Origin of the sequence: Fibrobacter sp. UWH6 (genome assembly GCF_900142465.1) — a bacterium.
Lineage (GTDB): Bacteria > Fibrobacterota > Fibrobacteria > Fibrobacterales > Fibrobacteraceae > Fibrobacter.
Genome location: NZ_FRAX01000002.1, coordinates 94,093 through 113,584, shown reverse-complemented (window position 1 = coordinate 113,584; position 19,492 = coordinate 94,093). Strand labels below are relative to the sequence as shown.

The window sequence follows — 19,492 nt, the reverse complement described above, 5'->3', positions numbered from 1 at the left end:
ATAAGATAACAAAAAATAAAATGAAAAAGGAGTGGGCTTTGGATATGAAAGGGCTTGAAAATAAAAAATCCCCGATGCCGGTGAGAGGCGTCGGGGAGGGGGCTTGTGATTATGGGACTGGGTGCTTAATTCCTAGAGCTTCATTCAGGCTGCCGGTGCGGTAGCCTTTTTCGTCGAGACGAACTTCTGCGAAGCCGAGGTTTTTGAGAGTCTGGATGATAAGTTCTTGATTTGTTTTAAACAGATTGAATTGCTCGGGGAGAAGTTCGATGGAAGCAGTAAGGGAGGTTGCGGGGGAGGCCTCGCGGCAGCGCACTCTGTATTGCACGAAACCTAAATCCTGCAGGAATTTTTCGGCGGTTTCGACCAACTGCAATTTTTGTCTTGTAATGATCTGACCGTAGGGTATGCGGCTGGCGAGGCAGGCGAATGAGGGCTTGCTTGCGGTGGGGAGGCTGAGTTCCCGGGAAAGTTCGCGGATCTCAGCCTTAGTGAGTCCGGCTTCTCGCAGGGGACTCTTGACGGAAAGTTCTGCGATGGCTTTCATGCCGGGGCGGTAATCCCCTTCGTCGTCCTTATTGCTGCCTTCGCAGACGACGAACTCATCTCGCACGGTGGCTTGAATGGATGAGAAAATTTGCCTTTTGCAGATATAGCAGCGGTTAGGTGGATTTTCTGCGAATCCTGGCACGGACATTTCGTCGTGAATGATGAATTGGTGGCGAATATTTTCGCGTTTGCAGAATGCTTCCGCTTCGTCCATTTCCGCCGCGGAAACCAGGAGGGACTTTACCGTAATGGCGATGGCGTTATCGCCTAAGGTATCGTGAGCTACTTTTAGAAGGAACGTAGAATCTACGCCGCTGGAATAGGCGATGGCCACCTTGCCATAGCTGCGGAGAATTTCCTGAAGACGTTCTTTCTTTTCTTGTAGATTCATGAGACCCTTTTTTGCGACGTTTATGAACTGCGGGAGCTGCAAGTTGTGTGTAGGCTGCGATTTACAAAAACGTCGCTGATGTTTTGAACCTTAGAATTTTGCGTTTGCCTTGGCGGCGTCGGAAACTTCGCGGTAGGTGACGCCTGCTTGGTCTGCAACTTTCTTGACGCTATCGAACTCCGGCTTGTACTTCACAATGTCGCCCAGCTCACATTTCTTGACGGTGACGGTTCCGTAAGGTGTTGCAATGTCAGCGAAACTGCGGTTCATGCAAGTGCGGCTTACGGGATAACGCCTGAGGCCAACCGTCGTTGTGTGGCGGAAAATTGCGGTTTCAATTTGCGGTAACTTTTCTTCGTCGGCAAGAACTCGCAGGATCACTGCGGGGCGGTTCTTCTTCATGTAGCAGGGAACGTAATGAACGTCTCTTGCACCGGATTCAAAAATCTTTTCCAAGGCAAGCCCCAATTCCTCGGGACTTTGATCATCGATGTTACATTCGATCATGAAAATATTTTCGCAACCTGCGGCGCGAACTTCAACATCTTCAATAATCTGTGCCCGCAAGAAATTGGCTCTTCCGAAATCTCGCTTTCCAAGGCCGATGCCTGTCTTTAAAATTTTGTACTGCTCCGGAAGTTTTTCGCTGGTGCGTAGTGCGGCTACGATGCCAATGCCTGTAGGGGTGACCATTTCGCCCTTGGTATCGGTAACGTGCAGGGCGATGCCTGCGGCCTCTGCGATACTTGCAACGGCGGGAACGGGAATGGGAAGCATTCCGTGCTGAGTCTGCACAAATCCGGAGCCTTCGTTAAGCCCTGTCACCACGCACTTTTCGATGCCGAATTTTTCTCGCAGGTCGTCAACAAGAACGGCCACCGCCATAATGTCGACGATGGAATCAATGGCGCCAACTTCGTGGAAGTGGACCTCTTCAACAGCGACGCCGTGGGCCTTTGCTTCGGCTTCTGCGATAATGCGGAAAATTTTCTTGGCGGTATCCAGGGCGTTGCTAGAAAATGCGGGTGCGGCAGGATTGTGTTCTGCGCAATGTCCGGCGGCATGTTCTAGAATGTGGTAAACTTCTGCCAGGTGGCGGTGCTCATGGTGGTGACCATGTTCGTGATGATGCCCTTCGCAATGATCATGATGGTGCTCGTGATTATGCTCGTGGTGATATTCCACGTAACCTTCTTCGTGAGCGTCCACATGGTCTGCGCTTTCTTCACCGTGATGGGTGTGGACATGAACGTCAAAGTTCATCCCTGCGATGCTGTAGGAATTGCCTCTTTCAATATGACAATGCATTCCTTCCAGGTGCATGGCGTGAATTGCATCTTCAAGCCTTTCGCGGGATGCGCCTAAGTCTAGCAAGGCGGCAACAGTCATGTTTCCGCTGATACCACAAGATCCATCAAGATAAAGATATTTCATAATTCTTCAAGTCCGCGGCGCTCTCAGTCGCATTGAAATTTTTGATTCGTCTGCGTTTTACTTTTTGATGCGTAACATTCTCACTGCACTGACGGCGGCGCCATAACCGTTGTCGATGTTCACTACGGAAACCCCTTCCGCGCAGGTGTTCAGCATGGTCAAAAGCGGGCTCAGTCCGTTGAAGGATGCTCCGTAGCCAACAGAGGTTGGGACTGCAATCACGGGGGCTTTTGTAAGTCCTGCGATAACGCCTGCCAATGCGCCTTCCATGCCTGCAACAGCAATAACGACATCGGCCTTGCGGATTTCATCCATCTTTGAAAGAAGTCGGTGAAGGCCTGCGATGCCTACGTCAAAGTGGCGCTCAACCTTGGCTCCGAAAAATTCTGCGGTCTGGGCGGCTTCTTCGGCGATGGGCAAGTCGGCGGTTCCTGCACAACATACGGCTACGGAATCTTTAAGTGAACGGCCTGCTCTCGCGACTTTCGCATTCGCAGATCTTTTTGCGGTCCTCTTAACCTTCATGGTCAAGATTCTGGAAGTCTCGTCGTAACGAATTGCCGGTGCGTTCGTGGCCCCGCTTTTACCAGATGCGCCATTCAACATTTCTTGTACAAAATCAGCTTGTTCCCTAGTGCATTTTGTCCCCAGTACAGAACACCCGTTTTTGGCGAAGGTTTCAAGAATCTTTAACAGTTGTTCCTTGGTCTTGCCGGGGCAGAAAATGGCCTCGCTGGTGCCGGTTCGGTTCTCGCGGCTTACATCCAGCTTTGCAAAACCGATATCGTCAAACTTTTCATCTTTCATACCCTAAATATACAATCTAGAGTTTACTCTAACACAAGAGATGAAAAATCTTTTTTGCATAAAATGATTTTTTTTTCGGTCCTACTACCTAGTAGAATAAAGTCTAATAAAATGTTTGTCGCAAATGTAATTGGGTGCTATGAGGCTACCCCTAACTATGAAAAATTGGGCTATGGAAATAACTATATTTTTCATATTGCAATTTGACATTCTTCCGTGGCTCATAGTTGATTGATCATGAAAAAAATACTACTAATCATTACTTGCTTGTTTTTGTGGAATTGCGGAAATTGTGGTCACGCCAAGAGTTATTATATATTTGTGGAGAAAAGATCGAAAATAGTCAAGTTCGACAGTACCTTTGTGAAGGTTGCAGATATTACTGGGGGAAACATAGACCTGAATTCGGAGGGAATTTTGGAAAGGTACTTTGAAATGATCCAAGTTTATTTGGATAGTACCAAATATGGAAAGACTCTCCCCAAAAAAGTAACGGGGACGTTTTTTAAAGGGCAAGAAGAAGTTGTAATTGATTCTGCAAATATCTACACTAGGGAGACTGTCCTTGGAGCGGGAATATTTGTACAGCAAAAAATTATCGGAGATGAAACTCGATTGAAATTGGTAATCTACAAAGATAATGAAGATTCTGAGCCTTTGATTTTGGAGTTCGATATTGAGCAAAACAGTTGGAAGGAAAGACGTTCTAGCTGCCTTGCTGAATATCTTCTATTATAATGCTTGTTTTAACTTTTGGTGTATCGTAGATGATTGGTCTAACCTAATTTTTTGAGGGTTTAGACCTTTTTTTTGAAAAAAGTTCTTGCATTAGAGTTGACTCTAGGTATTATATTTCAAGTGATAAATATTTTAATACAGGAGTACTTATGTGCTGTTTTGTCGCCCCCATGGCTGAAGCCATCGTTACCACCGTCACCACCATCGTTTTGGAACACACGGACAAGTCCGCCAAGCAGGCTGGTGAACTTCAGGTTGCCACCAAAAAGCAGGCTGTCTGCAAGAATCTGAAGGTCCTTTCCAAGATGCTTTGGGGCGGTTCTGTTCTGTTGGCTTTTGAACATGTCTGGCACGGCGAACTGCAGGCCTTCTATCCGTTTTTGACAGCGGCTTCTAGCCCCGAGGCCATGAGCCAGATGTGGCATGAAGTCGCTACCGTAGGTACGTCCATGGCCGGCCTTGTAACAGTCGCATGGGCTGCCCTCACCGCATTCCGCAGCAAGTTCCACAAGGCTGTTCCTGCAGAAGTAAAGGCAGGTAAGTAATGACCCTTCTCATCACTGTTTTTGCAGCGATTATCTGCACCGCTCTTTGGTACCGCGATGTTGAGAACAAGATGCGTCTTTCTCCCTTGTGCTACATGTACTGGGGCGCATCCCTCATGTGGTTCGTAGATGCCATTTTTGAATATGCAGAACTTCGCGCTGAATTTTTCACCCCGGCTGCAGGCGACATGCTGAATGACGCTTTCCTGGGTTTCTCCGCTGTGGCATTTGGCCTTGTGATTTGGCTTGCCATGCTCCTCATTAAAGACCCCAAGGGTCGTTTCCATAAGGTGGCTTAAATGGACCGTCGTGATTTTATAAAGACTGTAGGTTCCGCTGCACTCATTAGCGCCATGGCTACACCCGTTTTTGGTAAGCCCAAGAATCAGGAAGTAAAGGAAGCGGGCAAGGATGTTTCCAACGTCTACTTCACCAAGGATCTTTCTGCTGAAGGTCTAATCAAACTTTATAACAAGGTGAACCAGAACATTTCCGGTAAGGTGGCCATCAAGGTTCACACCGGCGAAAAGAATGGCCCCAACATTTTGCCCCGCGAATGGGTGAAGGCTGTGCAGGCCCTGATTCCCAATTCCAACATTGTGGAAACCAACACCTACTACCATCCCAGCGACCGCGATACTACCGAAAAGCATCGCGAAACCTTGAAGGTAAACGGCTGGACTTTCTGCCCCGTGGACATCATGGACGAAGAAGGTACGGTGATGCTCCCTGTTCCTGGCGGCAAGCACTTTAAGGAAATGAGCATGGGCGGCCACATCGTGAATTACGATTCCATGGTGGTGCTGACACACTTCAAGGGCCATACCATGGGCGGTTTCGGCGGTTCCCTCAAGAACATCGCCATCGGCTGTGCCGACGCCAATGTGGGCAAGAAGATGATTCACGAAAAGATGGAAGATCCGGATTATAATGCAAAGCCGGAACTTTACCCCAAGTGGAGCAATAGCGGCAAGCGCTTCATGGAAGCCATGGCTGAATCCGGCAAGGCAACCGTCAATCACTTTAAGGGCAAGATGTGCTTTATCAATGTGCTGCGCCGTATGTCCGTGGACTGCGACTGTGCTGGCGTTGGCGCTGCCGAACCCACCTGCCGTGACATCGGTATCCTTGCTTCCACCGATATTCTCGCTGTGGACCAGGCCAGCGTAGACATGGTTTACAAGCTGCCCATTGGCGAACTGAAGGATATCAAGGAACGTATCGAAACTCGCGAAGGCCTGCATCAGCTCCCTGCCATGGAAGCTCTGAAGATGGGCAACCGCAAGTATCGTATTATTGAATTCTAATAAGAAGGCCGTTATGGATCGTCGTGATTTTCTGAAGGCTTCTGCAGGTGCCGTTGCTGTAGCTGGTCTTGCAAGTGCTGCAAACGCCGCTAACGCTGCTCCTGCAAAAAACTCCAAGGAGGACAAGGTGTCTACCGTCTATTTTACCAAGGATCTCAGTGCCGCTGGCGTTCTGAAACTTTACGAAAAGGTGAAACAGAACATCTCTGGCAAGGTGGCCATCAAGCTCCACACTGGCGAACCCAACGGCCCGAACATTATTCCCCGCGAATGGGATGAAGCCTTGCAGAAGGCTATTCCCGACAGCACCATCGTAGAGACCAACACCCTGTATCAGGGCGGCCGCTATACTACCGCAGATCACCGCAAGGCTCTCGAAGTCAATGGCTTTACCAAGTTCACGGTCGTCGACATTATGGACGAAGACGGCGAAACTCCTATTCCGGTGAAGGACGGCTATTGGCTGAAGGAACTGCATGTAGGTAAGCACATGCTGAACTACGATTCTATGGTGGTATTTACCCACTTCAAGGGTCACGCCATGGGTGGTTTCGGCGGTTCCATGAAAAACATTGCTATCGGCTGTGCCGGCGGTCAGATTGGCAAGCGTGAAGTCCACCTGAATACTTCCGACGTGAACGCCTCTGCCGACTGGATTATGGGCGCCAAGTTCATGGAACTGATGGGCGACTCCGCCAAGGCAACCTGCGATCATTTCAAGGGCAAAATGTGCTTCATCAACGTGTTACGCCGTATGTCCGTGGACTGCGACTGCGCCGGTACAAGCGCCGCAGAACCCACCTGCCGTGACATCGGTATCCTTGCATCTACCGATATTCTTGCTGTGGACCAGGCTAGCATCGATATGGTCTATAAACTTCCGCCTAAGGAACTTGCTGACCTGAAGGAACGCATCGAGTCCCGCGAAGGCTTGCATCAGCTTGACGCCATGGAACACCATAAGATGGGTTCCCGCAAGTACAAACTGGTGGAAGTTTTGTAATTTTCCATTGAACGGAAATTTCTATAACAAGTGCCGAGGTTAGCATGTCTCTTGGAATTCCAGAAATCATCCTGATTGTTGTTGTGGTTTTGCTGCTGTTCGGTGGCAAGCGCATTCCTGAACTGGCCCGCTCTCTTGGCCGTGCCCAGCACGAATACAAGAAGGCAAAGGACGCCCTGAAGGAAGAAGCAGAAGACCTGCAGAAGACTGTCGAAAAAGTCGGCGAAGCTGAAGCGAAAAAGGAACAGGGCTAAAGCCCTTTGAGGTCGCTTCGCTTTGAGCTGTGAGGGACGGAGGCTTTGCCTCCTTGAGGTGGAAAAAATGAACCTCAAAGGCGAGAATCGCCGACCTCATACCTCAAAGGTGCGTAGCACCGAGCTCATACCTGCATGAAAAAAGAAGATCAGGAACAGACGTTGGTCTCTCACTTGGAGGCCTTGCGTACGGCGCTGATTCACTGTTTTGTGGCGCTAGGCATCGGGATTATCCCGATGTTTTTGTTGTCGTCCTATATTCTTGACTGGTTCAGCGCGGAGCTTGTTGCTCAGAGCGGCGCGACTCTTCATTATTTCTCACCCATGGAAGTATTCTTGCTGCAGTTGAAAATTGCGGCACTGACGGATTGCGTTGTCTGTTCTCCTTACATTGCCTGGAATCTTTGGAAATTTATACTGCCAGGTCTCTATGAAAATGAACGAAAATTTGTTCGTTCCATTGTGTGGATTACTAGCGGACTTTTTATTTCAGGTGTCGTGTTCTGCCTGGGAATTTGCTTTCCGCTGGTGGTGCGTTTCGGTATGAGTTTTGAAAGCGAAACTCTACAGCCAATTTTTGGAGTAGAAAATATCGTTACATTGGCACTGTGGCTGTCGCTAGCTTTTGGTTGTATGTTCCAGTTCCCGCTGGTGACTTACGCTCTGATTCGCTCTGGCGTTGTTTATTACGAAACAGTCTGTCACGCACGCCCTTATGTGGTGGTGGGCATCCTTGTGTTGGCCGCTTTGCTGACTCCGCCGGATATTATCAGCCAGCTGATTCTGGGTGCTCCTACCTATTTACTTTTTGAAGCAGGCTTGTTTGCCGCACGAAAGTATAAAGGTGAGCAGTTCAAGGAGTGTGGCGAAGAGAATTCTCCCGTTCGCGTGGAACCGAAAACTCAGAAATCGCGCAGCACCCAAGATTCCGCGACGCAGAAATCTGCAAATAAAGATTCCCAAGACGATGTGGATTTTACAAAACCGACTTCTCCGTATCAAGTTGGAACTGAGCGGAACGCCAACGACTGGAAACCATTTTAAAATTGAGGTAACAAGATGAAAGTTTTATTGATTAACGGAAGCCCCCGCAAGAACGGCAACACTTTTACCGCCCTGAACGAGGCTGCAGAACAGCTGAAGAAGAACGGCATCGACAGCGAAATCGTATGGATCGGCAACAAGGCTGTTCGCGGTTGCATCGCCTGTAACGTCTGCAAGACCAAGGGTAATTGCCGCTGCGCCTTTGACGAAGACATCTGTAACGAAGTCATCGCCAAGATGGAAACCAGCGACGCATTGATCGTTGGCTCTCCGGTTTATTGGGGTCAGCCCAACGGTTCCGTACTTTCCCTGATCCAGCGTATGGCTTATGCTGCCGGAGCCCATTTCCAGGGTAAGCCCGCCGCCGCTGTTTGCTGCTGCCGCCGCGGAGGTGCAACTGCTGCATTCCAGACTTTGCAAATGCCTTTCCAGATGCTGAACATGCCTATCGTTACTTCCCAGTATTGGAACATCGCCTACGGCCGTGCCGAAGCGGAATCCGCCCAGGATACAGAAGGCATGCAGACCATGCGCACTCTGGCAAACAACATGGCTTATATGCTGAAGAAGTTTGCCACCGGCACCGCCGAAAAACCAGCCAAAGAAGATTGGCAGCCCATGAACTTCGTGCGATAAGATTCAACTTTTCGCCCTAGCACATAGATTCATTTTTTGAAAAGTCGCCCGCTGAAAATGTGAGGCGATTTTTTTGCGTCTTACCCCTTGACCTTGAGTTAACTCTAGGTGTTGTATTGGAGGGTATGAAAAAGCTTTTACTGAAAATCCTGCCAATCTTTATTCTTGCAAATATGACTTTCGCTCAGAAGCCCTTCGATACCCATTCCCACATGATTCCGAAATCCTATCGTGATTATCTGGTAAAACATGACGCCCTTCTTGATGAAGATTTTCCCATTCCCCAGTGGAGTCTTGAAAAGCATATCAAGTTTATGGATGCCGCCGGCATACAGACTTCCGTTTTAACATTGCCTGCGCCGCAACCTTGGTTTGGTGACAGCGTTGAAAGCGCTCAGCTGATCCGCAAAATACATGAGGAAATGGCTGAAGTGAAGGCTATACATAAAGGCCGATTCCTTTTCTGTGCCACCTTGCCATTGCCTGATGTCGATGCAGCTATTCGCGAAGCCATTTATGCTCTTGACATCTTGCACGCCGATGGCGTTTAGCTAGCCTCTAATAGCCGCGGGCTTTATTTGGGAGATCCCGCGCTTGACCCACTTATGAAGGTGCTGAATGAACGTGGGGCGGTTATCATTTCCCACCCTCACAAGCCTTCTGCCGTAAATAAGGAATTGACTTCTGTTGTGCCGCTGGCTTCCTACGAATATCTGGCGGAAACCTCTCGGGCGGTGTTGAATATGGTGGGCCACAACATTACGGTTCGGTTCCCGAAGTTGAAAATCGTGGTGCCCCACTGCGGTTCTTTCTTGCCGCTGGCCGTGCCTCGCATGCAAAGCCTGATGCCCGTCATGAATAACGTCGGGTATTTGAAAGGCGTTGATATTGCCAAGAATTTGGAAGCTTTCTACTACGATTTGGCAGGGGCTGCAACTCCAGAAACCATTCGTGAACTTTTGACAATTACCACCCCCGACCATCTACTTTATGGAACGGATTATCCCTACGTCGCAGAACCGGTTCTGATAAAGAACTTGTCTATTCTAAAGAAAAACCTGCAAGAAATTGTTCCTCAAAATGTAGAACAGGTCCTGTACAAAAATGCGCAGAACCTGTTTGAGAAGTAATTGATTTTTATTTGATATTCTGGTTCGGTTTCTTCTCTTTAAATCCGAACAACATCTTCGGATGTTTTTCGTTATACATAAAAGTCATAAAAGCGAAGGAATATTCCGATTTGACACAAAGTGACAGCTAAAATGGGTTATATTTAGGTTGTGCACAGTGTTTTTGACATAATTCCAGCTGATTTCTTCACAATTCTTGGTCGTCGCAACCCCAACAGGGCTGTATATTCAGAACTTTTACTGAAAATATATGGTCTTTTTGAAGATGAAATTTCGTATAGAATCGTGCGTGATATCGTCCGTGATACGATTGCCGCATTCTTACTAGAAAACCACATTGAGATCCAGGAAGATGATTCTTCAGTGTCTCCTGTAGAATCTGATTGGAATGGCAACGCTAATTTTATTATTCGGCGTTTTGTGGATGCTGGTTGGCTAGAAGAAGAGACGGATGATTCTTCATTGGAAAAGACCATTGTGATGACGGATAACGGTCTTGCCTTGGCTCAATTTATTGAAAATCTAAAGAATCCTGTTCGCTCTGAATTTTCAGTCTCCATCTATACGATTTATAATACTTTGGAACATTGGGCTCAAGGCGAACAAAATCCTTATAAATTGATTTTGACCCCGGTGTATGATGAAGCTCGCAAACTGTCTTCGGCTCTGAAGAAACTCGCCACCTCCATCAAAAAGATTATTGAGGGAATGCTCCGTGAAGGAACCCTGGTCAGTTTGACTGAAAATATTATCAAATATTGCGATGGGGACTTTATTAAGGAATATTCTCGTCTTGTTCAGCAACAAAATATCCATCTCTATCGTGAGAAAATATCCAGACGGTTAGAAGAATTTAAAGGTCTTGGTTATTTTGGATCTCTTACCCAAAGTGTCATGGATGAAGACGGTTGCACAAGAGCCTTTGCTGAAGAAAAAGTTTTAAGGATGCTTGATAGCACCAGACGTTTTCTCCATGACGATTATAACAAGATTATGAAACGCATTAAGGATCAGATTAATGCGTATATCAAGATTGCCGTTGCTCGTGAACGAATTCTTCGAAATAAAGGCCGGGATAACCGTGGAAATGTTGAAGAAACGGTTCGATATTTGGTCCAGAATCTAGAAGACGACAAACTGAACAAGATAGATGATGAAATTCAGTATCTCTTCCATATTCATGATTATGAATTTATAGACAGATCATCGCTGCACTATCCGCATAAAAACCAAAGTGCTCAATCGAATATTGAGACTGACCTTGTCGAAATGAGTGTAGAAGAGCGTGAACGTCAAAAAATTCAATTGCAGAAGGAATCGCATAATCCGTATTCCAAGGAATTAATGGCGAAATTCCTAGAAAACCAATCAATTAATGGAAAGATTGACAGTTCTAATCTTCGATTGAATGAGAAAAAAGATGTTCTTGCGTCTATGGCAGCTGTGACTTACGCTCGCGATAATGGTTATTTGGTAGAAACCGACGAAGATTTTATTGAATCAGAAGAATTTAAGGTTCGACATTGGAGGGCAAAGAAAAATGTCAACAATTAATGAAATGTGGGATGACCTTACTTCCTCGGAACAATTATTGTTCAAAAAATGTTGCCGCCGTCTTTTGAAAGAAACCTTCATTGTCCGCGATATGGATGAAGATAACCGCAAGATGTTCTTCTTTGTTAAATCGAATGAAGGACTATTCTCGGATTATCTTAACTTGATTGGCTTTGATATTATTGTGAAGGATAATGGGGTTGTGATGCTCCAAAATGACAGCTCCGATGTTGTTGTTTCAAAGCAAAAATTCAATAAATTCCAGAGCATCATTCTTTGCTGTTTGTGGACCTTGTATATGGACAAGATTCAATCAGGATCACTTTCCAAGCAAATTACGACGACTTTCCCAGAACTGAATGCGGAATTGGAGAAGTTTGAGTTTAAGGGTGCTTTTGATATTAAGAGCAATCTTAAAACAGCGTTGCAACTTTTTGCAAGATATAATTTGATTTTTGTCAATTGGAATGCTGCGGATAATGAACGTGTGATTGTTCTTTATCCGTCGATTCAATTCGCTTTAGATGAATCTGAATTCGCCACATTTGTCGCTGGTGTTCGCGAAAAAATGTTGAATGCCGGTCCTCAAAACGAAGATGTTGTAGAAGATAACTTTGATGCAGAAGGGGAGGAGGAATAATCATGGAATTCCGTAAAACCGCAAAGAAACTTCTTCTATTAAACTGGTCTTGTTTTCAGAATGTTTGCATTGAATTAGGTAGTTCAACCCTATTTACGGGTGTTAATGGCACAGGAAAGACTACAATTCTTGATGCAATGTCTTATTTGCTATTCGCTAATACGCAGTTTAATCGTGCTGCTGACGACAAGGAACGAACGGTAAATGCTTATATCCATGGCGACCGAAAGACAAATGGCTCTGATCGATATCTTAGAAAAGATGCCGTTGTCAGTTATATTGTCATGGAATTCAATTCTCCTACAGAAGGCGATTTTGTCGTTGGGGTGAATATTGAATCCCGATCTGCACAGGATTCTGCGGAATCAAAATGGTTTATCTTCCAAAATGCAAAGATTGAGGATTTTAACTTTAGATCTGTTGAAAATGGAAGGTTAAGCATTGCTAGCGGAAAGAATCTTACTAGAAAGGGAATTCCTGTAAAGGCTTCGGAGATGCTTGGCCGAGAAAAGGCCAAACCTGCAATTGCAAGAGCTTTAGGCCTTCGAATAAGTGATGGAGACTTTAAGAAGTATGTCGAAAAAATCTTAAAGATGATGGCTTTCAAGCCAGAAAAGAATGTTGAAAAGTTTGTGAAGGACTCTGTACTCGTTCAGAACGACGTTAACTCTTTGCAGTCTTTGAGGGAGCAGAAAAACCACTATTCTGAAGCACTTCAGGTGTTGGAGAATAACCAGAAGCGTAAAGAACTTTTGGAGAGAATAGAAGTAGCAACATCTTCTTACGAAAAACAACTGAAATATATGAAGATTCGTAAGATGATGTATAGCTATCAGTATCTTCAGAAAGATAAACAGGATTTGGAAAAGCGCGAGCTTCTGTCGAAGACGTTTGTACTTGAACAGGGACAATTGGAGTCACAGAAGAAAACTGTTGAAACTGAATTAGAAACCGCTCGCGAAAATCTTACTAAAGTTAAGGATTCCAATAGAACGCTTAGTGATTCACTGGATGATAAAAATGAAGAGTTGAAGAAGTGCAAAGAAAAGATTAAGGAATGTGAAACCTCTATTGCGGCTCTAAAAAATCTTCAGGTTGCCATTACACAATTGCTTCCTCAAATTGAAAATGACATTTCGGTTTCTAAAGAATCTCAAGAAATACTTAAGAATCTAGCGGAAGATGGAATTGATGCTTCTGAAAAGCAGACTCAATTTATTGAATTAGGAAATCAAATTCAAACTGTTAGTGAAGAGTATACTGCAAATAAGGTTCGTTTAGAAGATAGAAGAGATGAGTGTAAGAAAACTCTTGCTGAGATTGAACGGAATATCAAGGATTTGCAGGCTAAGAAAGTTATTTTCCCAAAAGATGCTGAAAATGCAAAATGCTCTATCCAGGAAGAATTTAACAGCCGCTCCATAAAGTCTGAAGTTCGCTTTTTTGCCGAATTAGTGGAGGAAATCAAGGATGAAAGCTGGCGCTTGGCTATTGAAACGTTCCTTGGCCGTAAACGTTATTTCTTGATTGTTGATGACGAATATTGCGATGTCGCTCTGAGAATCCTTAAAGAAAAAAAACTCACAAATGCAAATGTGGTTTTGTCTGATAAAATTCCGGATAGTGACATTGAAAAAGATTCTGCTGCAGAAATTCTTGAAATCAAGAATAAAGCGGCTCGAAAGTACGCCAATTATTTGCTGAATGGAATTCATCTTTGCCATACCATCGAAGAACTTCATGATTACCCAAAGGGTGGATTAATGAAAGACGGCATGCTAGCAAAGAGTTATGCAGCATCTATGATGAAAATTAATGATGTTGATCCTTGTTTAGGCGAAAAAGCTGTTGAAATACTTTTGAAAAAAAGAGAGAGTGAAAGGGAACAGCACTTTGCAAAGTTGCGTAATCTTACTGAGCAAATCAACGAATTAAGCGATTTGCTACGCTTGTGTGGTAACATTGAGTGGGATCCCGATGAATATGATTTCGAGGCTGTAGAAAAAATAAGGCTATTGAATGGTAGACTTGGACAGATTGTAAATGAAATCGAAATTCTTAAGAATAGCCCAGAAATGCTACGCGCTATGCAAGAAATTGAAATGGCAGAGAAGAAAGTCGATGAATTCGATCGTGAAAGGTCGCGTTTAGAAAGAGATTTGGGAAAGAACGAGTCTTCCCAAAATAACAATGCTCTGGCAATTCGAAATTTGATTCAAAGCATAGACATGAAGACGGCTGACTATCAAAAGCTTGTACAAGAAAATCTCGAACTAGAACAGGAAATGCTTAACCAGTATGATCAGATGAGGAAACAGCAAAACAATTTTTTAGTCATTGCTGAGAAGACGGTGAAAAATGCAGTATCTGATTTGAATGATAAAGAAAAAACTCTTGAAAACATTCAACTTGAATACAATAAACTTGCTGGAAAGGATTTGAACGAACGTGGTGTTGCTTACATCTGGTTCTATCGAGAAGAGTATCGTGATATTGCCAATGCAAAACTTGATGAGGCGAAAAATAAACTTGAAGACGCTTCCACAAAGCTCCGCAATGCGTTCCTCCATGATTTTATTGCAGAATTAAAGGAAAATATCGAAAAAGCTAGAGAGGAAATTGATATTATCAATAAGGAACTGAAGAAGATTCCTTTTGGTATTGATTTTTATCAATTCAAAATGGAAGAAAGACCAGACCGAAAAATTTTCTTTGATATTTGTAATAATCTTGAAAGCTATATCAATCAGGATTTTTTCAATCCGATGAAGGTTTCTCAGGATAAGTTTAACGCAGATGTGCAGAAATTCCTAGACGATATTCTACAACAAGGTTCTGATGAAATGGAATATTCTGACTATAGAAACTATTTTGTTTATGACATGAGCATTCGTCGTAAAAATGGTGAAGAGATGGATCTTTCTCAGAAGCAAGGCTCTGCAAGTGGTGGCGAAAAGCAAACTCCGTACTTCATTATTCTTGCCGCCAGCTTGATGCAGTTCTATCCCAAGGAAAAAAATTGTGCTCGTGTAGCGTTCATTGATGAAGCTTTCTCCGCCCTGTCAAAGGAACGTATTGAGCAGATGGTGAAATTCCTGGAGGAAAATCATTTCCAAGTATTCTATGCTGCACCTCCAGAAAAAATAGACAGTATCGGTAGCCATATTGATAATACGGTGGCTTTGTATTCTGATGGTAAATACACCTATGCAGAAGAAGGTATCAGGAAGTCTGCGGTATGAATTTAAACAAGCGACAAAAACTTATTCTTGATAAGCTTTTAAAAAAATATGAGAACAGTAAAAGCTATAAAGGTGAGAATTCTGTTCGTCAGTCTTTTGCTGTAGAACCATCTAAGATCTTTGAGAAATATGAAGATGATTTTGCTGATCTTGATGAAGTTAGGAACTTTGAGCAAGAGGTTGCGGGGCTTCAGCAGTCTGGCTTGATAGATATCGTTTATAAAGATAATCATATTGCCAAGATCATTGCTATTGACGAAGAAAATGTCTGGAATCAACTCAGAAATATTCTTGGTGTAAAGGAGAAAAAGATTCTTTTACAGGAATCCTTAGATTTTTACACATCATGCCTTGACAAACATGCTGTTATAAAAAACTTTTGCGATGTTCAAATTGAACGAATCTATCAAGGTAAGAAAGAATTATACCCACTTGAATCAGTAAAGATTATTGTAGCGTTCCTTGATTATATCTTAAATAACCAGCAAGAAATTCTTGAACGCGAGCTTTCCATAGAAGTTGCTCATGATTCGAAAGTGTGGGAAAAGTCTTATAGATCACAAGTATGCAAGATATTACGAGAGAGCGGATGCTTTGATGAACTAGCCTCTCAGGAATCGGAAATCAAAGAATTTGAAAAGAAAATCCTGGAAGAATTGAACGTCTATCCAAATCCTTCATATGTGCATTTTAAAGGTAATGCGAAGATTATCTTTGATAATGGGGATATTGTAAGCGTTTTACGAGATAGACCGCTTGCGTTGCCGTCTACGATTCTGAACTCAATAACAAAGATTGAAATTTTTGAAAAAAAGTTGATGACGGTTGAAAATTTAACGTCGTTCAATCGTGTCCAACATGATAATTCTTTCTTCGTGTATTTGAGTGGCTACCATAATACTGCAAAACGAAAATTTATTCAGCTAATTAAAAATCAAAATGAAACATTGGAATTCTACCACTTTGGTGATATAGATCCCGATGGACTTTTGATATTAGAAAATCTTAAGTACAAAACAGGTATTGACTTTCAACCATTCTGTATGGGCGTTGAACAGCTCAAGAAATACGAAAGGTATTGTAAGACGCTTGTAGAGAACGATACAGTTAAAGCGGACGGCCTGATTAAATCCGGAAAGTATGTTGAAACAGTTCAGTATATGTTGGATAACAATGTAAAGTTGGAACAAGAAATCATCAGTTGGAATGAAAAGTAACAATGGAAAATTGCTAAAGGATATTACTTTATTTGTATTAGCGATTGTTCTAGCTGAAACTAGCAAAGCCTTGACCGTCTTGCTTGAAACAAATAAAATAGGTATATTTCTGCGATATGAAAGAAACTGAGAATGCGAAAGCCTATTATTATTTTGATGAGGCCGGGGATCCAAATATTCTGGGTCATCATGGGGTGAACCTTGTTGAAAGTGGAGTTGCAAGCAAGGTTTTTATGGTAGGTTACCTAGAAACAAAGAATCCTAAGGGACTAACCAAGTCTTTAAACGCTTTGCATAAAGAAATTTGTGAAGATGAACTTTTACGGGAAATTCCTTCTATGGAAAAAACAAAAGTCGCTTTTCATGCGGCAAAGGATTGCCCTGAAGTTCGCGATAGGGTTTTCCGTTTGCTTAAAAATCTGGATTTCACCTATTATTGTGTAGTCCTCCAAAAAAGGGAGGAATTCTTCAGAAAGCGTTTTGAATTCAAGAATACAGAAATTTACAAGTACGCGGTTAAAAATCTGCTTGAAAATCGTTTGCACCTATATTCTGAAATTGACTGTTATTTTTCTTCATTGGGAAATGTTGTTCGCAAGGACACTATGCAAAGTGCCATTGATTCTGCAATTGACGCTTTCAGCAGCAAATGGCATTACGAGAACAAAAATTCAATAAGGATTTTTATTCAGCAAGCGTCAGAAATACCTTTGCTGCAGGCATCCGACTATGTTCTTTGGACCATTCAGCGTGTTTATGAAAAAAAAGAATATCGATTCTATAATTACTTGAAAGATAAAATCAAGATTGTCCACGACATTCTTGATTTCAAGTATTATTCTTCTAAGAATCCCATGGTAAAATAAAAAATGGACCCTTGTATAAGGCTAGGTTTCTTTCGAAACGCATGGCATGAAGCCCGCTTTCACCTTATTAGGACCCAATAACTGTAATCTAACAAAATTTTAGTTAAAAGTCAACCCCGAAGAATTCATGATTCGGCTGAACAAGAATGAATTCGACGAACTGGTCGCAAAATGCGATCGGTTTCGCCGCTGAGCTAGCCAGATTCTCCACGATGTTCTTGATTTCAAGTACTACACTTCCTTAATCACCTTCGCAGGAACGCCGCCTACCACCGTGTTGGGGGCGACGTTTTTGTTTACTACGGCTCCTGCCGCAACAATGGCTCCGTCACCGATGGTTACGCCCGGGAGAATGGTGGCGTTGGAACCGATCCACACGTTTTTACCGATGTGGATGGGCTTGGGGTACATATCTCCGCGGTGTTCCGGTTCGGGAGCGTGATTCAGCGTGGCCAGCACCACGTTGTGGCCGATGAGGGCGCCGTCGTCGATGGTGATGCCACCTTGATCCTGAAATTTGCAGCCTGCGTTAATGAATACCCGTTTGCCGATTTTGATGTTTCTGCCGCAGTCCGTATTGAAGGGCGGGAACAGCCCAAAAGTTTCGTCAACGGTTTCGCCAATCAGTTCCGAAAATAGTTTGCGGATTTCGGCAGGCTCGTGATAGCCTGTGTTGATTTCCGCAGTGATTTTCAAGGCCCGCTGGGACATTTCGTGCATGAGCAAATGGGTTTCACTTCCGGCGATGATTCGCGCGCCGGATGCCATGGCCTTCTTGAATTCTTCCAGAGTCATTAGACCTTAGATCCCTTCTTGTAGGCTTCGGCGAGAGCGGCCTTGTTGCTTGCGGCTTCCTTGGGCTCGGAGGCGCTGGCGAAAACGGTTCCCTTCAGCTTGACGTTGTTGAAACAGGCGATCCAGCCCTTGATTCCGTTTATGGCGTTCTTCGGGGTGGTCTTTTCATTTTCGGCGGCGGTGGCTAGCAGGTAGATTTCGCGGAACTTGTATTCGCTAATGTAAAGGGAATTAGCGCGGTCCAGCATGGTCTTCAGCTGGCCGCACATTTCGTAGTAATAGATGGGCGTTGCGAAGGCGATGACTTCGGCGTTCTTCATTTTTTCGGTGATTTCGTTGGCGTCGTCCTTGATGACGTACTTGCCCTTCTTTTGGCAGGCGAGGCAACCGCGACAGAATGCGATATTCTTGCCCTGCAGGGAAATGTATTCCACTTCGTTGCCGGAGTCCTTTGCGCCCTTGGCAAATTCCTTGGCTAGAATGTCGGAGTTGCTTCCCTTGCGGAGGCTAGAAGAAATAACAAGAACTTTTTTCATTTGCGTGTCTCCATGAAAATGCTGCGTGAATTAAAAACTTTGGATTGTGATTTTCTTGGCGCCAGCTTTTAGGGCGTCCTTTAAGCTGTCTGGATTTTCGAAGGACCCGATGTCGCTGTAGCTGTAGCCTGGATTGCTGAAGGTCTCGTAGAAAAAGACGAGGCAGTCGGAACCATAAACCTTGATGTCGCCTTTCTTGATGGTGCCGGGGGCGTAACTTGTGGTCTTGAAACCGGAATCCAGGTAGACGTAGTATTCGTTGCCGTGAAGTTCCGTCATGGAAAGTGTCAGGGGAAGTTTTTCCTTGAAACTTTGCGCGGTGGCGTTGTCTGCTAGGGTGGCAATGAATTCTTGAGAGCCGATGGTGATTTTGATTTTGTTCATTTCGACAACCGAAACCTCGTTTGAACCTTGTTCCGCGTTTGACCCGGAATCGGCGCAGGCGTACAAAGGCAGAAGTAATAAGCCTGCAAAAAGAAAATTCAACAAATTTTTCATGTCACAAATATAGCGTTGTTTCGTTGAAATAGCAAATACTTTGATTTTATATACAGTTATGCCTAAAAAGCATAGCAAAGCATAAAAATTAAGTATTTGCTTATTGTGTTTTTGGGTTCTAAATTGTATCTTGCAAAAACATCTTCATAGGATTGAATATGAATTTCAAGAAATCTTCCTTAGGTAAAATTGTTACCGCTGCTGCAGTAATCTCTGTGGCAACCGCTTTCACCGCCTGCTGCGACAAGAGCGACGCAACTCAGACTGCAAAGGCTGCAAACGCAACTATCAACTACTCCGCAAACG

General features: G+C 44.2%; 21 protein-coding genes. 15 read left to right on the top strand and 6 right to left on the bottom strand.

Annotated features, from left to right (window positions below; genetic code table 11):
* Positions 1-109 precede the first annotated feature (109 nt).
* From larE to larB, 3 genes are all read right to left on the bottom strand, one after another.
* Positions 110-940: an ATP-dependent sacrificial sulfur transferase LarE gene (gene larE / locus BUB73_RS02425; RefSeq protein WP_073283329.1), complete on the bottom strand. Its 831-nt coding sequence runs from the start codon at positions 938-940 to the stop codon at positions 110-112.
* Between the two features lie 90 nt (positions 941-1,030).
* The gene (gene larC, locus BUB73_RS02420; protein WP_083539607.1) at positions 1,031-2,374 is read right to left on the bottom strand and encodes a nickel pincer cofactor biosynthesis protein LarC; all 1,344 of its coding nucleotides are present in this window, start codon (positions 2,372-2,374) and stop codon (positions 1,031-1,033) included.
* A 57-nt stretch (positions 2,375-2,431) separates the two neighbouring features.
* Positions 2,432-3,181 carry a nickel pincer cofactor biosynthesis protein LarB gene (larB, locus tag BUB73_RS02415; RefSeq protein WP_083539606.1) on the bottom strand — a complete coding sequence of 250 codons (750 nt, stop codon included), beginning with the start codon at positions 3,179-3,181 and terminating at the stop codon, positions 2,432-2,434.
* A gap of 237 nt (positions 3,182-3,418) precedes the next feature.
* On the opposite strand from larB, the gene BUB73_RS02410 reads away from it, so the two are divergent.
* The 15 genes from BUB73_RS02410 to BUB73_RS02345 all read left to right on the top strand — a co-directional run bounded on the left by BUB73_RS02410 (position 3,419) and on the right by BUB73_RS02345 (position 17,357).
* On the top strand, positions 3,419-3,919 hold the full coding sequence (locus BUB73_RS02410) for a hypothetical protein (RefSeq protein WP_073283324.1): 501 nt from the start codon (positions 3,419-3,421) through the stop codon (positions 3,917-3,919).
* 149 nt (positions 3,920-4,068) lie between these two features.
* Positions 4,069-4,464 (top strand): hypothetical protein, encoded by a 396-nt coding sequence (locus BUB73_RS02405; protein WP_073283321.1) that lies wholly within the window; start codon positions 4,069-4,071, stop codon positions 4,462-4,464.
* Positions 4,464-4,763 (top strand): hypothetical protein, encoded by a 300-nt coding sequence (locus tag BUB73_RS02400; protein ID WP_073233329.1) that lies wholly within the window; start codon positions 4,464-4,466, stop codon positions 4,761-4,763. The genes BUB73_RS02405 and BUB73_RS02400 overlap by 1 nt, the downstream gene beginning before the upstream one ends.
* The gene (locus BUB73_RS02395) at positions 4,764-5,771 is read left to right on the top strand and encodes a DUF362 domain-containing protein (protein ID WP_073283318.1); all 1,008 of its coding nucleotides are present in this window, start codon (positions 4,764-4,766) and stop codon (positions 5,769-5,771) included.
* 13 nt (positions 5,772-5,784) lie between these two features.
* Positions 5,785-6,774, top strand: a complete 990-nt coding sequence (locus BUB73_RS02390) for a DUF362 domain-containing protein (RefSeq protein WP_073283605.1) — start codon at positions 5,785-5,787, stop codon at positions 6,772-6,774.
* Between the two features lie 44 nt (positions 6,775-6,818).
* Complete coding sequence (locus tag BUB73_RS02385) at positions 6,819-7,028, top strand: Sec-independent protein translocase subunit TatA/TatB (RefSeq protein WP_073157447.1); 210 nt, start codon at positions 6,819-6,821, stop codon at positions 7,026-7,028.
* A 135-nt stretch (positions 7,029-7,163) separates the two neighbouring features.
* Positions 7,164-8,072, top strand: coding sequence for a twin-arginine translocase subunit TatC (gene tatC, locus BUB73_RS02380; RefSeq protein WP_073283315.1), 909 nt, complete (start codon positions 7,164-7,166; stop codon positions 8,070-8,072).
* Between the two features lie 15 nt (positions 8,073-8,087).
* Complete coding sequence (locus BUB73_RS02375; protein WP_073233338.1) at positions 8,088-8,708, top strand: flavodoxin family protein; 621 nt, start codon at positions 8,088-8,090, stop codon at positions 8,706-8,708.
* 125 nt (positions 8,709-8,833) lie between these two features.
* Positions 8,834-9,259: an amidohydrolase family protein gene (locus BUB73_RS17920; RefSeq protein ID WP_199505709.1), complete on the top strand. Its 426-nt coding sequence runs from the start codon at positions 8,834-8,836 to the stop codon at positions 9,257-9,259.
* Positions 9,260-9,286: 27 nt separating this feature from the next.
* Positions 9,287-9,838, top strand: a complete 552-nt coding sequence (locus tag BUB73_RS17915; protein ID WP_349292376.1) for an amidohydrolase family protein — start codon at positions 9,287-9,289, stop codon at positions 9,836-9,838.
* 150 nt (positions 9,839-9,988) lie between these two features.
* Positions 9,989-11,392 (top strand): Wadjet anti-phage system protein JetA family protein, encoded by a 1,404-nt coding sequence (locus tag BUB73_RS02365; protein WP_073283313.1) that lies wholly within the window; start codon positions 9,989-9,991, stop codon positions 11,390-11,392.
* Positions 11,379-12,032, top strand: a complete 654-nt coding sequence (locus BUB73_RS02360; RefSeq protein ID WP_073161575.1) for a DUF4194 domain-containing protein — start codon at positions 11,379-11,381, stop codon at positions 12,030-12,032. The genes BUB73_RS02365 and BUB73_RS02360 overlap by 14 nt, the downstream gene beginning before the upstream one ends.
* Positions 12,033-12,034: 2 nt before the next feature.
* Positions 12,035-15,274, top strand: coding sequence for an SbcC/MukB-like Walker B domain-containing protein (locus tag BUB73_RS02355; protein WP_073283310.1), 3,240 nt, complete (start codon positions 12,035-12,037; stop codon positions 15,272-15,274).
* Complete coding sequence (locus BUB73_RS02350; RefSeq protein ID WP_073283307.1) at positions 15,271-16,491, top strand: Wadjet anti-phage system protein JetD domain-containing protein; 1,221 nt, start codon at positions 15,271-15,273, stop codon at positions 16,489-16,491. The genes BUB73_RS02355 and BUB73_RS02350 overlap by 4 nt, the downstream gene beginning before the upstream one ends.
* A 116-nt stretch (positions 16,492-16,607) precedes the next feature.
* A complete protein-coding gene (locus BUB73_RS02345) occupies positions 16,608-17,357 on the top strand; it encodes a DUF3800 domain-containing protein (protein ID WP_073283304.1) in 750 nt (249 codons plus the stop codon).
* 231 nt (positions 17,358-17,588) lie between these two features.
* Here BUB73_RS02345 and BUB73_RS17870 read toward each other — a convergent pair whose 3' ends face one another.
* The 3 genes from BUB73_RS17870 to BUB73_RS02330 are packed head-to-tail and all read right to left on the bottom strand — an operon-like array spanning position 17,589 to position 19,072.
* The gene (locus BUB73_RS17870; RefSeq protein ID WP_073283301.1) at positions 17,589-18,152 is read right to left on the bottom strand and encodes a sugar O-acetyltransferase; all 564 of its coding nucleotides are present in this window, start codon (positions 18,150-18,152) and stop codon (positions 17,589-17,591) included.
* Positions 18,152-18,688 carry a flavodoxin family protein gene (locus BUB73_RS02335; protein ID WP_073283298.1) on the bottom strand — a complete coding sequence of 179 codons (537 nt, stop codon included), beginning with the start codon at positions 18,686-18,688 and terminating at the stop codon, positions 18,152-18,154. The genes BUB73_RS17870 and BUB73_RS02335 overlap by 1 nt, the downstream gene beginning before the upstream one ends.
* 30 nt (positions 18,689-18,718) lie before the next feature.
* A complete protein-coding gene (locus tag BUB73_RS02330) occupies positions 18,719-19,072 on the bottom strand; it encodes a cyclophilin-like fold protein (protein WP_170932321.1) in 354 nt (117 codons plus the stop codon).
* Between the last annotated feature and the right edge of the window lie 420 nt (positions 19,073-19,492).